We start from the raw sequence: 14,701 nt of genomic DNA, 5'->3' as shown, positions 1-14,701 counted from the left end.
ATTATAGTGTTTTACATATTTAAATAAACATTGCAAAACTGAAAGCTTCATTCGAAAATGTTAAACATTAAAAAGTGCACAATGGCATCTTTATGTATAATTTAAGCGACCTAGAAACATTTATAGCAGTAGTTGAAAATAAAGGGGTGCTTGCTGCTGCGCGTGAGCAGCGTTTATCGCCTGCAACGGTAAGCCATCGCTTAAGTAAATTAGAACGTGAGCTTGCAACAGTACTTGTTTTTAGAGATAGCCGACGAGTACGGTTATCTCCCGCAGGTGAAATATTTTATACGCGAGTTGGCGCTATAATGGAGGCGCTGCACGACGCTGAGCATAGTATTGGTGCGCGTAGTTCATCTGTGAGTGGTTTATTACGCGTGACTATGCCCCCTTGGATTTTTTCAAAATACGTAATGCCAAGACTCAATGAGTTAGAGCAGGCCTATCCTGAACTAAAACTTGATTTTTTAATTACTGATCATTTTGTAAATGTGGTTGATGACGCACAAGATGTGGCAATTCGTGTAGGACAATTAAATGATTCCGGTTTACTGTCACGGAAAATAGTAAACAACAAACGTATACTTTGCGCAGCTCCTAGTTACATAAAAAAATATGGCATGCCTAAAAGCTTAGCTCAATTGAGCGAACACTATTGGGTTTGCCTGCCGTGGCAGCGCCAATTAAAGCTTTTTGATGAACAAGGTAAAACACATACTTTTAATGCAAGAACACGCTTTACTATTTCTAATTCCGACAATATGACTCAAGCAGCCATTGCAGGTCATGGCATTGCAATTAAATCAATGATAGCTATTCATGAAGATATTAAAAATGGCATTTTAGTTGAAGTTATGCCCGGTGTAATGGCACAAGATGATGCACCAGTTTGGTTTTTGCGTCCGCAAAATAGCTTAACTACCCGCAAAACCGATGTATTTTATGACTTTATGAAATCACTATTTTTGAGCTGCGAATAAGCGTTTAAATGAGCGTTTTACTCCAGTTAAAAACAAATAACCAGTAAGCTCGGCAAGTAAGGCAACTATAATAGCTGCAACAATGGCGGCTATAATAGAGTCTTTTTTTAAAATGATTTGACCTTCAAAGCGTTGCCACACTTGTTGCTTTACATCGCTCATGCCACTGATCATAGTAAAAATATATGGAGATTGCGCAAACCTATTTACAGCGATTTGTAAGTCTTGTTGTCGTGTGTAAAGTGTACTGATATTACTTGCACCTTTATTCACAATCCCATCATCAATATTTTTATAGTGTTTAATTAGCTTATTTAAATCATTATTAAAATACTTAGCTGCATCGTTTTTAAAAGGTGCAATGGCACTATTAGCTTCAATTAATTGGGCTGATAATGCTTGGCCAAAATCGCTTATAAATGCAGGGATTTGCACTCCAAGTAGTAAACCGAATGCAAAGAAACTAAGTCGGATATAATCTAAAAATTTACTCATTTATCTTCCTATCCATTTAAATAACCCAGAATTAACATTTGAGCTTGTTTTTATATCAAAAACTCGTAATCTATTGGTAATAAAAATAACAACAAAAATAACAACAGGTGGATGTTAAGGATGACGAAAAAAGTAAAATTCACGTCAACATTTGTTGATATATCTAAACAGCTCAAACGTTTTGTATCGCGCATTGTTCAACCCGACGATGTAGAAGATATTGTGCAAGAAACCTTTGTAAAAAGCTATGAAGCTGATTTAAAACAAGACATCCAGTTTACCCGCAGTTACATGCTTAAAACAGCAAAACACCTAGCACTTAACCATATAGCTAAGTGGGACAACAAATTTAATGATTCGTTAGAAAACGATAACGAATTACCCGTATTACTTAAATCAATGAAGCTTGAAGATGAATACACATCTAAAGAGCGCTTTTTACTTTTTTGTAGAGCTACTGAGCAACTAAGCTCATCGATCCGTAAATGCTTTATATTAAAAAAAGTTTACGGCATGAGCCAAAAAGAGATCGCAGACCAAATGCAGTTAAGCCAAAGCACTGTTGAAAAACACATTGCCAAAGGGTTGTTACAAACCATGTTGTACATGCGTGAACATGAGCAAGGCTCTCAAACGCATCCTAAAGCTCAAGCACACCCTATATCAGTTAAGAGGGTCGCAGAATGAGTAATGTTCATCAATTTAATTCAAAAGATTTAATTTTAGAAAAGTCATGTGATTGGATAAGCGCGATTGATCGTGGTTTAACTGATGATGAAAAAGAGCAATTTAAATTATGGATGATGCAAAGCACCGCTCATCAGGACTCTATTTATGAGCTTGCCCAGTTGTGGGATGAACTTTCGGTATTAAATGAATTAAGTCATTTATTCCCTCAGCGTGGCAATACTAAATCATCAAAAAATAAGTGGATGTTTTCTTACTCAATTGCAGCGAGTTTATTTGCAGCGTTAATGGTATGCAGCTACTTATTAATTAATTTAGAAAATGGCTATAACCAAGAGCTTGCAAAAGTTAATTACACTAAAATTTACAAAACAAAAGTAGGTGAGCAAGCAACCTATGTATTGCCAGACGGCACTATAGTGCAGCTTAATACTAATAGCTTACTAGAAGTTGCTTATAGTAAAGGTCGTAGGCAATTGCTGCTAAGCCGTGGAGAAGGGCGTTTTAATGTAGCAAAAGATGCTACGCGCCCGTTTAGTGTTATGGCGGGAGATAAAAGTTTTACCGCTCTGGGTACTGTTTTTAATGTACAGCGCAATACTTCGTCAGATTTAGAGCTTGTTGTTACCGAAGGCAAAGTGATGATCACCGACCCTAGTGTAGCGGTTGACGCAAATGACTTTAAAGATTATCAGCTTGCAGATAACAGCACGCAAAAAATTCGTCAAATTAATGCCAATATTGTTATCTCAGGCGAAAAAGTAATTATAGAGCAAAGCGTTACAAAACCAATTACCCAGCTTTCAATGAACGACGTACAACGCGATTTGGCATGGCAAAATGGCATGCTTATTTTTAATGGAGAAGAGCTAAGTGATGCGTTAAATGAAGTAAGTCGCTATACCGCCACACGTTTTGAGCTTTCATCAGACGAGCTCGCCAGTATTAAAGTAGCTGGGGTATTTAAAGCAGGTGACGTTGAAGGTTTACTAGAGAGTTTACAGACTAATTTTTCTATTGATCATGAGCGTTTAGGTGAGCATGTAGTAACGCTAAAACACCATACAGAATCATAAGTAGACGTTATGAAAATCAGACTAATGCTAGCTAAAGTTGCACCTATAAAGATTAAACGTAAAAAAAACATTAAAAAAAAGAAACAAAACCATAGAGGATTTTTGTTTGTCAGCTGTTTATATAAGTTGCGCAGTAACCAAACGCATTTATTGAGTGGATTGAGTGTGCTTGTACCGGCTATTTTTAGCTTGAGTGTACAAGCCGCAACTCAAACCACTGGGCAAATGGTGCAATTTGATATAAAAGCGCAGCGAGCAGACAAAGCCTTAATTGAATATGCTAAACAAACAGAGCAAACCGTGGTGTTTTCTTATGAGTTGGCAAAGCAGTATGATGCAAATTCAGTTTATGGATTTTACACTCAGCTAGATGCCCTAGAGGCATTACTAGGTGGGACTGAGCTCGATGCGGTTGTTGATCAAAATGGTTTACTGAGTATAAAACTCAAACAAATCAACAGGAATGATAACAACATGATGAAGCTTTCAGCGGTCAGTGCAGCAGTATTACCAGCTTTACTTGCAGTAAATTCGCAAGGTGTAAACGCAGCAGAAGAAGTCGCTCAAGAAAAAATTGAAAAAATTGCTATTGTCGGTAGCCGTGTAGCAGGACGTTCAGTTGAAGATTTACCCGTTCCAGTAGATATCTTAAGTGCAGAAGCGCTTGAAAATACAGGCCAAACAGAAGTTGGTCGTATGCTACAGTCTATCGCCCCTTCATTTAACTTTTCAAGCTCTGCAATTAGTGACGGTACTGATGCTTTAAGACCTGCGACACTTCGCGGTTTGGGCCCCGATCAAACATTGGTTTTAATTAACGGCAAACGTCGTCACCAAGCAAGTATTATTCATATTAATGGTTCTGTTGGGCGTGGTACCGCAGGTACTGACATGAATGCAATTCCAGCCTCTGCAATTAAACGCATTGAAGTATTACGTGATGGCGCTGCTGCTCAGTATGGTTCTGATGCAATTGCAGGTGTTATTAATATTGTGCTTAAAGATGGTAGCGAAGGTGGTAAAGCGGCTATTAACTACGGTCAATATTCTGAAGGCGATGGCGAAACCATTAACCTTGATTTTAATAAAGGCTTTGCGCTAGGTGATGACGGTTATTTAAATACAACTATCAATTACCGTGACCGTGCACCGACTAACCGTGCAGGTTTACATGGCTCTTGTCAGTTTTATGGTTGTACAGAACTAAGTGACGGTACTTTACTTGCTGGCGATCCGCGTGAGCTGACAGCCGATCGTGATACTTTTAGAATTGGTGATGCTGATTCGCAGCAGTTTGGTTTAACAATTAATACCGGTTACGAGTTAGGTGATGGCGAGCTTTACGGCTTTATTACTTACTCAACACGCGAAAACGAGTCGGCTGCATTTTTCCGTCATAACGCAAATGCTGGTGGTAACCCTGTACTGCAAGATAACGATGCGACTATACCGCTAGGCTTCTTACCAAAAATTAATACAACTATCGACGATATCTCGTACAACTTTGGTTATAAAACTGAGTTTGATAACGATGCAAGCCTTGATTTATCATACACCTACGGTGAAAACAGCATTGATTACACGACAAGTGACACTATCAATGCCTCATACGCTAACTTTTTACGTTATAACCAAGGTTTAAGTGCTGCTGATATTCGTACAACTATCCCACGTGAAGCGTACGCTTACGGCATGGAATTATCACTGCAAACAATCAATATTGATTTTACGCAAAACTTTGATGATTATTCTTTAGCAATGGGTGCTGAAATCCGTACTGACGAATACCGCATTTTAGAAGGTAATGAGTACGCATACCGCGATTACGATACAACTAACGGTGTAAGTATTTACAACGGTTTAAGTGGCGGTGTTGGCTCTGAAGACGCATCGGGTGGTTCGCAAGGTTTTGGTGGCTCGTCTCCTGCGTCATCAGTTGATGAATCGCGTGATGTAATTTCATTTTACATAGATGCAGAAGCTTATGTAATTGAAGATGTGATTTTATCGGGTGCACTTCGCTACGATAACTACAAAGGCTTTGGTGATACAGTAAACTTTAAGCTTGCTGGTAACTGGTCTGTAACCGACGATATTTCACTACGTGGTGCATTAAGCTCAGGTTTTAGAGCGCCTTCAATGCAGCAGCTTTACTTTAATAACGTAAGTACGCAATTTGTTGTTGGTACTAATGGTAATTTAGTTGCAGAAGAGGTTGGTACATTTAGAAATGATTCAACACTTGCGCAAAGCTTAGGTATTCCAAAGCTTAAAGAAGAAAAATCACAAAACCGTAGTTTAGGTATTGTATATAACGTTACAGATAATATTAATGTAACCGTTGATTACTACTCAATTGATATTGACGACCGTATTGTAATTAGTGACCGCTTAGGTAAAGGTTTATCTACAAGCCTTGATGCTGCACTAAATAGTGCGGGTGCTGGCGTAGGTCAGTTCTTCTTAAATGGTGCTGATACAGAAACTCGTGGTGTTGATTTTGTAGCAACGTGGAACACTGAAGGTTTAGGCGGCACGCTTGATTTTACACTTGCAGCTAACTTTACTAAAACAGATGTTGTATCGTTATTTTCGCCTGCTGGCTCAAGCCTTGAGACAGTAAATGTAGACGATATATTTTCAGCTGAAGACATCTCTATTATTGAAGAGTGGCAACCAGAGGATCGTATTAACTTAAGTGCGCTTTATCAACGTGACGATTGGAAAGTTAACCTTTCACTTAATCGTTTTGGTGAGTACACAGTAGAAGATGGTGGTCGTCAAACGTATGGGGCAGAAATTTTAACTGACGTTAAAGTTAACTACTTCGTTACTGAAGATTTGTCGGTAAACATTGGTGCAAATAACTTGTTTGACGTTTACCCAGATAAAAACGAAATAGGTAACTCTCGCTCAGGTACTATTGTGGATGCTAGTGGCAACACAGTAATAAGCAGCTCAGGTGTGTTTGACTACTCACGTCGTTCGGCTCCATTTGGATTTAACGGTGCTTACTACTACGTAGGCGCAGAATACCGTTTTTAATTACTAACCTGAACTCTGGTTAAGATATTTAAACTTTGATTTCTCTAGCCAGAGATTTTCAGTGAAAACAAGGCGAATTTATGCGTCAATAGCTGGCCTATTGCAATTAAATTCAACGCAGTTAACGCTGACAATAGCTGCTAGAGATAAATTTATTAGCCAGAATTTAGGTTAAGTAACCTCCCTTTAGTTATTTAACTCAAAGGGCCGTATGGCCCTTTTTTTTGGTTTTAGCCTGGGCTGATTTTATTTAGAAATCAAACTTATTGAATAATCATCGTATTGCTTAATATTATTCATTACACTCATTAAAGTATTATGTGTACTGTTTTCGTCTGCGGTTATAAGTACCGAACTTATTTCATATTTAGCCGCGAACATCGCTAAATTAGTCGCAACTTGCTCTAAATCAATTAACCTCCCTGAAAAATATACTCCGTTGCTTTCATCAATTCTAAATAAAGCATTTTTAACAGGCTTATCTATTTGAGGGCTGTCGAGTGGTCGGTTTAATTCAATAGCTACAGGTTTTACAAAAGATGTGGTTACAATAAAGAAAATTAGTAATATGAACACTATGTCTAACATCGGGGTCATATCTACATCAGCATTATTTTGCAGTTTAGTTAGTTTACTTTTCATATTGGACCTTATTTTTAATTAAATGCTGCGGCGCCACAGCAAGGTTTTAGGTACCTATTAACAAAATTAGCACAGCAAAAATAAAGCGTGGTTAAATAAATATTCTAATAACATTAAATATTTGTATTCATTATGTATTTAAAATGTGGCGAAATAAGGTGGTGTTTGTAGCAATCTGCTTATATGGGGTCTATATGGCATCGTTATAGTGTGATTTAATTCGTTAAATTGCTTAAAGATTTATTCAGATTGGTATTAGAGGCAATAAAAAACCCAGCGCTAGGCTGGGTTGTATTTATGCGTTATGTAAGCTTACTGCTTTTGCATACGGCTCATTTCTGCATGGCAGCTTTGCATTGTTAATAATGTTTTAGCCAGTGCAGCTTCGCAATCAGCCGGTTGTGGTTTATCCATAGCGGCTTTAATTTCTACAAGCGTTTTATCTTCTACTTCTTCAAGCTCTTTTACATACGTGCTGTCGTTATGTGAGGTGAATGTAGTAAGTAAGGCTGTGTATGCACGTCGTGCTTCAACTGCGAAAGATGAACCATCTTCGCGTTCGCCTTTTTCATTAATTGCATATGGCTGCAAGCGCTCAACACTCACTTTTCGGGCATCTATCATGCGCTGAAAAAGTGCGCCAATAGCAGGGTCTTCAACTTTTTCCTGTGCTTTTTGATAAAAATCGATGCCGCTGTTCATAACTTGAATGATGTCAGTAATATGATTTACTTCTGATCCTTGATGGGTGTTCATAATGACCTCTTTAATTAAATGAATGTATAGTTCAATTTAATTAAAGCAAGGTGTGTTCCAAGTTCATGACTTGTTTTAAGCTTATGTTTATTAACGGTTTGTTTTTTATTTTTGGAGTTGCTAGGTTAATGGAGTAGGTATTAACCTAGCAATTTTTACATTATATTGTGTAATAAAGTTATTTTAGCTCTTCAGCTACTTCAGCTACTTTTTGGCGTAACCAGATGTGGCTCGCATCGCGATGTAACAGTGGGCTCCAAATCATATCAAGCTCAAAAGGAGGAATTGGAAACGGTGGCTCTAAAATTTTAAGCCCCGGATCATCTAAGTATATATTTGCGGCTTTTGAAGGAAGGGTCGCAATCAAATTTTTCTCTTTAGCTAAATGAATCGCTACATGGTAGTTACGCGTAAAAGTGGCAATGTTACGATGTTTACCAAAGTGGGCAAGTGCTTCGTCAACCCAACCAAGTTTTTGCACATCTTTAGGGTCCATGCCCACGCCTACACCAAAACCTGTTTTACTCACCCATATATGGCGCGCTTTTAAGTAGCTGTCGAGGCTAAAGTTTTCAATAATAGGGTTGTCGGCCTTAACTAAGCAGCAAAAACTGTCTTTCCAAATACGTTTATGATGAAAAGACTGAGGTAAGTTTTCAAAACGGTTGATTGCCATATCTACTTTACCGTTTTCTACGTCATGAAAGGTTACATCACTTGGTGTGAGTATATCTAAAGTAGTATCGGGGGCTTCTTCGTGTAGTTTACTTAAGAGCTTTGGCGCTAACGTACTTGCAGCGTAATCACTGGCCATTATTCTAAATACACGTTTACTCTGGCTTGCCTCAAATTCTCTATTAGGTGCTAGGGTTTCTTCAAGCGTCATTAATATGCCACGAATAACGGGTTGTAACTCTAAAGCGCGCTCTGTCGGGACCATACCATCGCTGGTACGAACTAAAATAGGGTCGTTAAATAAGTTACGAAGACGTTTAAGGCCATTACTCATTGCGGGCTGCGTAATACTCAATTGATTAGCAGCGCGTGTTACATTGCATTCTCGAAGCAATGTATCGAGATAAACGAGTAAATTTAAATCTATTTTACTTATATTCATTGTGTGTCCTTTGCGTCTACCAGTGATGGATAAATCGCTGTGCTGTCGGGTAAGGGTAAATATGACTTACCTGCCCATTTTTTATATTTTGTTGAGCCTGCTTCCAAAAGCTAACATCTATAAGCTCTGGATGAGTGCTGAGGAAAAACTTTTTATACATAGGATTAGGCATTACAAATGTACATAACTGCTCTGGGAATACATCTTGTGGTGCAACAGAGTAACTTTGTTCATCCATTAAATAATCGTCGTAGCTCTTTGCTTTTGGTAATGCTCTAAAGTTCATATCTGTTAGATATTGAACTTCATCGTAATCGTAAAAAATAATACGTTTGTGCTTACTTACACCAAAGTTTTTTAAGAGCATATCGCCAGGAAATATATTAACGGCAATCATTTCTTTTAGAGCTTGCCCGTATTCTTCAATCGCGTCTGCGGCACTTTCTTCATCAGCATTTTCTAAAAATAAATTGAGTGGTGTCATGCGCCGTTCAATATATAAATGCTTGATGATCAACCATTCGCCTTCAATTACCATTGATGAGCCAATTGTTTTATGTAATTGCGCAAGTAAATTACTATCAAAACGTGCCAAAGGAAATACGACGTTAGAATACTCTATGGTATCGGCCATTCTGCCAACGCGATCATGGTTTTTTACTAGTTGATAACGCTTTAATACGGTATCACGGCCGAAGGGCTTACTTTCACCAAATTTGTCTTTTATTACTTTAAAAACATAACCAAATGAGGGAAGGGTAAATACCATCATCACCATACCGGGAGTACCCGGTGCAATTGTAAACTCATCATTAGAGTGAGATAAGTGATTTAAAAACTCTCGATAAAACTCAGTTTTACCCTGCTTATGAAAACCCACTGCGTTATAGAGCTCAGCAAGTGTTTTGTTTGGCATAAGCTGATTCAAAAACCGGACAAGTGCTGAAGGTGCATGAGTCTCTACCATAAAGTAGGCGCGGGCAAAGCCAAAAATGACACGCATTTGAGACGATTTAGTTAAAAGTGCATCTAAATATAATCCGTTATCTTCATCGTGCAATACGGCGATTATAAAAGGCTGAACCCCACTTTTTGAAACAACACGACCAACAATATAAGCTGCTTTATTACGATAAAAAGGTGTGTGCAAAATATCAAAGCGCATTTGCCAAGGTTGGTGATGTGTATCGGGTGCTTGTTTATAAAAAGCTTTAACAAGAAGGCGAATATCACGCTCTAAATTTACAAATGGGGCTTTAAAATCAAAATGATTAATAATGCGTTTTATTGTTGGCTTTAGGCCATCAACTACTGGAAAGTATGTCCTATATTCGGCCTCAACAGGTACTGAAGGAGCATCTTTCAAAGTTGCTTCTACAAATATAAAGTCATTATGAAAATAGCGCCTATGGTACAGCCGGCAAAATACAGAATTATAAAAGGTTTCGGCGAGTTCTGCTTGAGGGTGGAAACATAAAAAGTGCTGATATATCTTTTTAACTTCGAGCCATAGGCTTTCATCTAATTGCTCTGTTGGGGTTTCTTTTTTTAGCGCTTGTGTGGTTTCGTTAACACGATCATCATAATAGCTGATACGCAAACGGCTGATATCATTAATTGCTTGCCAATCTTTTTTTGCAAAGGCGAGAGGGGCTTTGGCCGTTGTTTTTTGAAATAGCTGATAGTGCCTTTTAAAACCCGTTAAAATTAATTCAGCAATATGGCGAGGCTGCATTTGCACTCCTTAATAGTCCCTAGAGCTTATACTCTATTGTGTTAAGGGTATGTTATTTTAAGTTTAAAACCAAGATAAATATTACTTGCTAATTAAGAGTGATTTATTGGTATTGAGCTATCTTTTTTTCGAGAATTTTAATTTGTTTAGTAATAACCAATACATCTTTTTTGTACTCTTTATTAATTATTTTTAATTTTTTAGTAATATCTTTGGTAATACGCTTTTTATCATCAATGGCTAAGATATGATTTAACCGCTCTTGTTGTTTGTATTCAGCACGCTCTTTATTACGATCAAGTATTGTTAGTTTATGGTTATTACTGCGAAGCTCTGCCTGTAAGCCAGATAGAAGCCTTTCACGCTCAAGTTCGTTTAGTTGTTTAGTGTAGTCAACCTTAGGACCAGAATACTGATTACCCGTCGTGTTAACTTTATAAGTCGTTGCTTCGTCGTCACACGGCAGTTGAGAAAAGACAGTGCCTTTTTCTGTTACACATTTGTAGTAAGTGGTATCGCTAAAGCTAAAAAAACTGATAAGTAAAAAGCTAGAATGGAGAATATAACGAGAAGTTTTAAACATACATGTCATCCTTGGTTTTTATATCTAACAACAATATAAAACTATAACCTAGCTTGGTGGTATAGCAAGCTAGGTTAGGATAACTGTTATTGAGTAAAGGTTTTAAGCTTTTTAATACTCTGTACTAAAAATGGTATATCTAAACCTTGTTCAATAGAAAAACCTTCAGCGGCAGAGATGTTTTTAAAGTTACCATCTGAATCTATTAAGGTAATCCTATCTTTTTTATAGGCTATAACAACACCCTGAGAGTAGTTAACGCCCATATCATCTTTTTTCTTGTATAAATTAACGCCCAGCATTGTTTGCTTAGCAATGGCTTTACAATTTAAATATTGGCCAACACTTGTTGCAATTAAATCGCTAGGTTGAATAAGTCCATCTACTTTAGAAATATGTTTGTCGGAGCTATATAAAGTTGATGTTGTTACTACTTCTTGCTTGTTATTGGCAAGACTAAAAGCAAAAACCTGTGTTTTATCATCTCGTACAACGGCGTTATCGCTACTTTTAATAACTCTAATTGCGCTAGCACTATGTGCTTGATCATTTATAAAACTAAGTTCTTCCACGCCGGTTACTTCAATGCTGCGGCGCTGACTTTGCCATGCGGGAAGAGTTTGATCTCTTAAAATTGCTGCTTTATAAAAAGCTGGCAAACCATACACTAAGCTAAATAGCATATCGTCGTGATTAGTTGGCTGTAAAAACTGCTCTGTTTTGTGTAAGTTTTTATTATCGGCAACAAATTTAGCGAGTTGTTGCTGGGTTTCAAATACAAAAATATCTACATTGGCTTGTGCGTAGTCTTCACACTTTTCAAGCGGGCTTGGCATTTGATAACTAATATTTTGGTTATTAATTTTTACGTTATGTGCTTGCTTATAGCTTTCTATATCAAGCAGGTCATTTTTAGCCAATAAACTTTTAGCGGTAGTAGGGTATGACAGTGGTAGTACATTATCTTGCTTCGTTACGTCAAAGTTTAAATTTGCGTCAGCCCAAATATGAATACTGTGACTAAGTGAAAAACACACTATTAAAAATGAAATTGCGTAACGTGCAAATTTATATTGTTTTAAGCGCTCAAGGTGTTGCCATGTGTAATTACTCACAAGTAGCTGAAAGCCTAAAATAAGTAATACAATCCCACTGGCTAAAATGGTTGTTAAAGCAGGTGAACTGGTTAAACGATGCCACAGTAGAGAAATAATCTCAGGTAAGGCAGATATACTTAGATGATAACCCAAATTAACGTAAACATAAGCATCAAGGGTAAGCAGTGAAGCGCCTAGTGTGGCTATAACAGCCGCCATGCCTCGTATATGTCGTGGGTAGGGGAATATTAAACTAAGCGGAAATACCGTCAGCACAAACGCTAAAAAGGCAATAAAACTAGTGTGGCTTAACCACGTTACTAGCATATAAGTAATGCCCATAAAGCTTGTTGGTGGCGAGTCGGCAAATAAGTAGCTTAAGCTAATAAATAGCGCCAAGCCAATATTGGCAAAAGTAAACCAATGGCCCCAGCTTAATAGCTGACTCGCTTTTGATGAAAACTGATTGTGCTGCGATAAATTCATAGAGTTTATTTAACCGACTGTGATAGAGCTTTTGCAAAGTTCTCAGTTACGGCTTGTCTTTTCCCTGTTGGTACATGCTCTTTTAAGATATGCGTGATAGAATTTCCTAAACACATAAGGCTTAAATCTACCGGCGCATTGTGTTTAGTTAGCACATCAATAAGCTGATCGACGATTTGTTCTACTTCTTCATTAGAGTATTTTGATAAGATTGGCATCAGTTGGTTCAATAAAATAGTTATATTCTCGTATTTTAACACTAGAGGCGTGAAAAACAAAGATGACAACAGACGTTAAAAAATTAGTCGTTCATTATGTAGACAAAAAAGACGACGATACGCAAATTCACCTTCGAAATGATGAGATGGTAATTAACGATAAAGTAGCCGTTTTTATCGAACAATTACATCATGCATACAATGGTAAGCCAGGTAAAGGTTACTGTGCTTTCAGTGGTGATAAAAACAGCATTGTAGCATCTGCAATGCAAAGCTACCGTAACGATGAGCTAGGCTTTTGGCATATGACCGAGCAAGCCTCAACGGTTTTAAAAGAAGAGCTTGATAAGTATGCATTTAGTGAAACAGGCTATTTAGTATTTTGTCATTATCAGTATGTTGCTACCGATTACATGTTAATTGCGATGATTAACATTAAAGAGCATTACTCTATGACCTCTGAGCTTGATTTAGCGGCTTCTCGCCATTTAGATATATCTCGCATGCAACTCGCTGCTCGTATCGATTTAACAGCGTGGGATACGCAAGCTGAAGATAATCGTTATATTTCGTTTATCAAAGGACGTGCGGGTCGCAAAGTTGCTGATTTTTTCTTAGACTTTTTAGGCTGTGAAGAGGGAATTGATTCAAAGCAGCAAAGCCAAGTAATGCTTAGCGCAGTAGAGGATTATTTATCAGAGCAACAGTTTGATAAATCAGAAAAAGACGATTTACGTAAACAAGTATTTGATTACTGTAATGATTGCGTAACCACAGGCGAAGATGCAAGTGTGAGCGATCTATCTGCAACGCTTACAAAAGGCGATGACAGCCCGTTTGATAGTTTTTGCAAAGAGCAAAGCTATGACTTGGAAGAAACTTTCCCCGTTGATAAAAAAACAGTAACCAGTATGGTTAAGTTTTCAGGTCTTGGTGGTGGTGTAAGTGTAAGTTTTGAACGTAAACACTTAGGCGAGCGCGTAACGTACAACGAAGCAACCGATACACTAGTGATTAAAGGCATTCCGCCAAACTTAAAAGATCAGCTACAACGTTTTATGGAAAGTGAAAGCGAGTAAATTTAACAAGTTAGGTTAAAAGCTGATTTAAGAGCGCGATATTTATATCGCGCTTTTTTATACCGGTATCTAAATTTGTTGCATCGGAACAAAGCTACTAAAATATCTATTGCAAAAATAGAAGTGAAAGAAGAGTAAGTGAGAAAACACAAGCCATGCTTTATTAGCAAGACTTAGCCCTATTACTACCTCTAAAAGCGCAGCGTCTCTTAACCTCTTTGTGAATAAGTCGCTTATTACGGACGTTACTCGTCACGACAATAAGTTGTGCTTCTACAGGTTAATTTGTACTTGATATTTAATTTCGGCTGTAGGCGTGAAGTTTGCTTACGCAAGAAGCATCGCTTCTGTTTACTTAATTTCTTTGCTAACAAAACACTTAAAGATCTATTTCACAAAGAGAAGTGAAAGAGGAGTAAATGAGAAAACACAAGCGATGGTTTATTCGCGGAGCTTTTTCAATTTAGCTTTATTGTTACCTCTAAAAGCGCAGCGTCTCTTAACCTCTTTGTGAATAAGTCGCTTATTACGGACGTTACTCGTCACGACAATAAGTTGTGCTTCTACAGGTTAATTTGTACTTGATATTTAATTTCGGCTGTAGGCGTGAAGTTTGCTTACGCAAGAACGGAGTTTTTCAAGTTAGTTGTCGCATCAAATTAAATTTTATGCCGCCCGCATTGCTTCTTTTTTCTCTGGATTTAA

Annotated in this window: 13 protein-coding genes; 5 read left to right on the top strand and 8 right to left on the bottom strand. The window is 37.6% G+C overall.

Going from position 1 to position 14,701, the window contains the following annotated elements:
- Positions 1-92 precede the first annotated feature (92 nt).
- Positions 93-980, top strand: a complete 888-nt coding sequence (locus I6F66_RS10515) for a LysR family transcriptional regulator (protein WP_007585683.1) — start codon at positions 93-95, stop codon at positions 978-980.
- Here the strand turns inward: I6F66_RS10515 and I6F66_RS10510 are convergent.
- Positions 960-1,475: a DUF2937 family protein gene (locus I6F66_RS10510; RefSeq protein WP_024594382.1), complete on the bottom strand. Its 516-nt coding sequence runs from the start codon at positions 1,473-1,475 to the stop codon at positions 960-962. The genes I6F66_RS10515 and I6F66_RS10510 overlap by 21 nt on opposite strands.
- A 120-nt stretch (positions 1,476-1,595) precedes the next feature.
- On the opposite strand from I6F66_RS10510, the gene I6F66_RS10505 reads away from it, so the two are divergent.
- The 3 genes from I6F66_RS10505 to I6F66_RS10495 are packed head-to-tail and all read left to right on the top strand — an operon-like array spanning position 1,596 to position 6,283.
- The gene (locus I6F66_RS10505; RefSeq protein WP_024594383.1) at positions 1,596-2,162 is read left to right on the top strand and encodes an RNA polymerase sigma factor; all 567 of its coding nucleotides are present in this window, start codon (positions 1,596-1,598) and stop codon (positions 2,160-2,162) included.
- Positions 2,159-3,238 (top strand): FecR family protein, encoded by a 1,080-nt coding sequence (locus tag I6F66_RS10500; RefSeq protein ID WP_165739728.1) that lies wholly within the window; start codon positions 2,159-2,161, stop codon positions 3,236-3,238. Before I6F66_RS10505 ends, I6F66_RS10500 begins: the two co-directional genes overlap by 4 nt.
- Before the next feature lie 9 nt (positions 3,239-3,247).
- Positions 3,248-6,283 carry a TonB-dependent siderophore receptor gene (locus I6F66_RS10495; RefSeq protein WP_197209249.1) on the top strand — a complete coding sequence of 1,012 codons (3,036 nt, stop codon included), beginning with the start codon at positions 3,248-3,250 and terminating at the stop codon, positions 6,281-6,283.
- A 246-nt stretch (positions 6,284-6,529) separates the two neighbouring features.
- Here I6F66_RS10495 and I6F66_RS10490 read toward each other — a convergent pair whose 3' ends face one another.
- The 7 genes from I6F66_RS10490 to I6F66_RS10460 all read right to left on the bottom strand — a co-directional run bounded on the left by I6F66_RS10490 (position 6,530) and on the right by I6F66_RS10460 (position 12,917).
- Positions 6,530-6,925, bottom strand: a complete 396-nt coding sequence (locus tag I6F66_RS10490) for a biopolymer transporter ExbD (RefSeq protein WP_024594385.1) — start codon at positions 6,923-6,925, stop codon at positions 6,530-6,532.
- A 312-nt stretch (positions 6,926-7,237) separates the two neighbouring features.
- Positions 7,238-7,681, bottom strand: coding sequence for a PA2169 family four-helix-bundle protein (locus I6F66_RS10485; protein ID WP_007585695.1), 444 nt, complete (start codon positions 7,679-7,681; stop codon positions 7,238-7,240).
- Between the two features lie 178 nt (positions 7,682-7,859).
- On the bottom strand, positions 7,860-8,798 hold the full coding sequence (locus I6F66_RS10480; protein WP_002961484.1) for a LysR family transcriptional regulator: 939 nt from the start codon (positions 8,796-8,798) through the stop codon (positions 7,860-7,862).
- 16 nt (positions 8,799-8,814) lie between these two features.
- On the bottom strand, positions 8,815-10,533 hold the full coding sequence (aceK, locus tag I6F66_RS10475) for a bifunctional isocitrate dehydrogenase kinase/phosphatase (protein ID WP_165739723.1): 1,719 nt from the start codon (positions 10,531-10,533) through the stop codon (positions 8,815-8,817).
- 103 nt (positions 10,534-10,636) lie between these two features.
- Positions 10,637-11,116, bottom strand: a complete 480-nt coding sequence (locus tag I6F66_RS10470; protein ID WP_165735388.1) for a DUF4124 domain-containing protein — start codon at positions 11,114-11,116, stop codon at positions 10,637-10,639.
- An 86-nt stretch (positions 11,117-11,202) separates the two neighbouring features.
- Positions 11,203-12,699 carry a DUF3413 domain-containing protein gene (locus tag I6F66_RS10465; protein WP_197209248.1) on the bottom strand — a complete coding sequence of 499 codons (1,497 nt, stop codon included), beginning with the start codon at positions 12,697-12,699 and terminating at the stop codon, positions 11,203-11,205.
- A gap of 5 nt (positions 12,700-12,704) precedes the next feature.
- Positions 12,705-12,917 carry a DUF1414 domain-containing protein gene (locus I6F66_RS10460; protein WP_007375276.1) on the bottom strand — a complete coding sequence of 71 codons (213 nt, stop codon included), beginning with the start codon at positions 12,915-12,917 and terminating at the stop codon, positions 12,705-12,707.
- A 62-nt stretch (positions 12,918-12,979) separates the two neighbouring features.
- Here I6F66_RS10460 and yejK point away from each other — a divergent pair, with 62 nt between their 5' ends.
- Entirely contained in the window at positions 12,980-13,996 is a 1,017-nt protein-coding gene (gene yejK / locus I6F66_RS10455) for a nucleoid-associated protein YejK (protein ID WP_197209247.1), read from the top strand.
- Positions 13,997-14,701: the final 705 nt, after the last annotated feature.

The organism is Pseudoalteromonas sp. NZS100_1, assembly GCF_015864285.1.
In the GTDB taxonomy this organism is placed as follows: domain Bacteria; phylum Pseudomonadota; class Gammaproteobacteria; order Enterobacterales; family Alteromonadaceae; genus Pseudoalteromonas; species Pseudoalteromonas arctica.
The sequence above is the reverse complement of the archived record's forward strand: the minus strand, read 5'-3'. Positions and strand labels throughout refer to the sequence as shown.

Excerpts from the sequence above, each read along its gene's own strand:
- I6F66_RS10515 (WP_007585683.1), top strand. The coding sequence starts at position 93 with ATGTATAATTTAAGCGACCTAGAAACATTTATAGCAGTAGTTGAAAAT.
- I6F66_RS10510 (WP_024594382.1), bottom strand. The coding sequence starts at position 1,475 with ATGAGTAAATTTTTAGATTATATCCGACTTAGTTTCTTTGCATTCGGT.
- I6F66_RS10505 (WP_024594383.1), top strand. The coding sequence starts at position 1,596 with ATGACGAAAAAAGTAAAATTCACGTCAACATTTGTTGATATATCTAAA.
- I6F66_RS10500 (WP_165739728.1), top strand. The coding sequence starts at position 2,159 with ATGAGTAATGTTCATCAATTTAATTCAAAAGATTTAATTTTAGAAAAG.
- I6F66_RS10495 (WP_197209249.1), top strand. The coding sequence starts at position 3,248 with ATGAAAATCAGACTAATGCTAGCTAAAGTTGCACCTATAAAGATTAAA.
- I6F66_RS10490 (WP_024594385.1), bottom strand. The coding sequence starts at position 6,925 with ATGAAAAGTAAACTAACTAAACTGCAAAATAATGCTGATGTAGATATG.
- I6F66_RS10485 (WP_007585695.1), bottom strand. The coding sequence starts at position 7,681 with ATGAACACCCATCAAGGATCAGAAGTAAATCATATTACTGACATCATT.
- I6F66_RS10480 (WP_002961484.1), bottom strand. The coding sequence starts at position 8,798 with ATGAATATAAGTAAAATAGATTTAAATTTACTCGTTTATCTCGATACA.
- aceK (WP_165739723.1), bottom strand. The coding sequence starts at position 10,533 with ATGCAGCCTCGCCATATTGCTGAATTAATTTTAACGGGTTTTAAAAGG.
- I6F66_RS10470 (WP_165735388.1), bottom strand. The coding sequence starts at position 11,116 with ATGTTTAAAACTTCTCGTTATATTCTCCATTCTAGCTTTTTACTTATC.
- I6F66_RS10465 (WP_197209248.1), bottom strand. The coding sequence starts at position 12,699 with ATGAATTTATCGCAGCACAATCAGTTTTCATCAAAAGCGAGTCAGCTA.
- I6F66_RS10460 (WP_007375276.1), bottom strand. The coding sequence starts at position 12,917 with ATGCCAATCTTATCAAAATACTCTAATGAAGAAGTAGAACAAATCGTC.
- yejK (WP_197209247.1), top strand. The coding sequence starts at position 12,980 with ATGACAACAGACGTTAAAAAATTAGTCGTTCATTATGTAGACAAAAAA.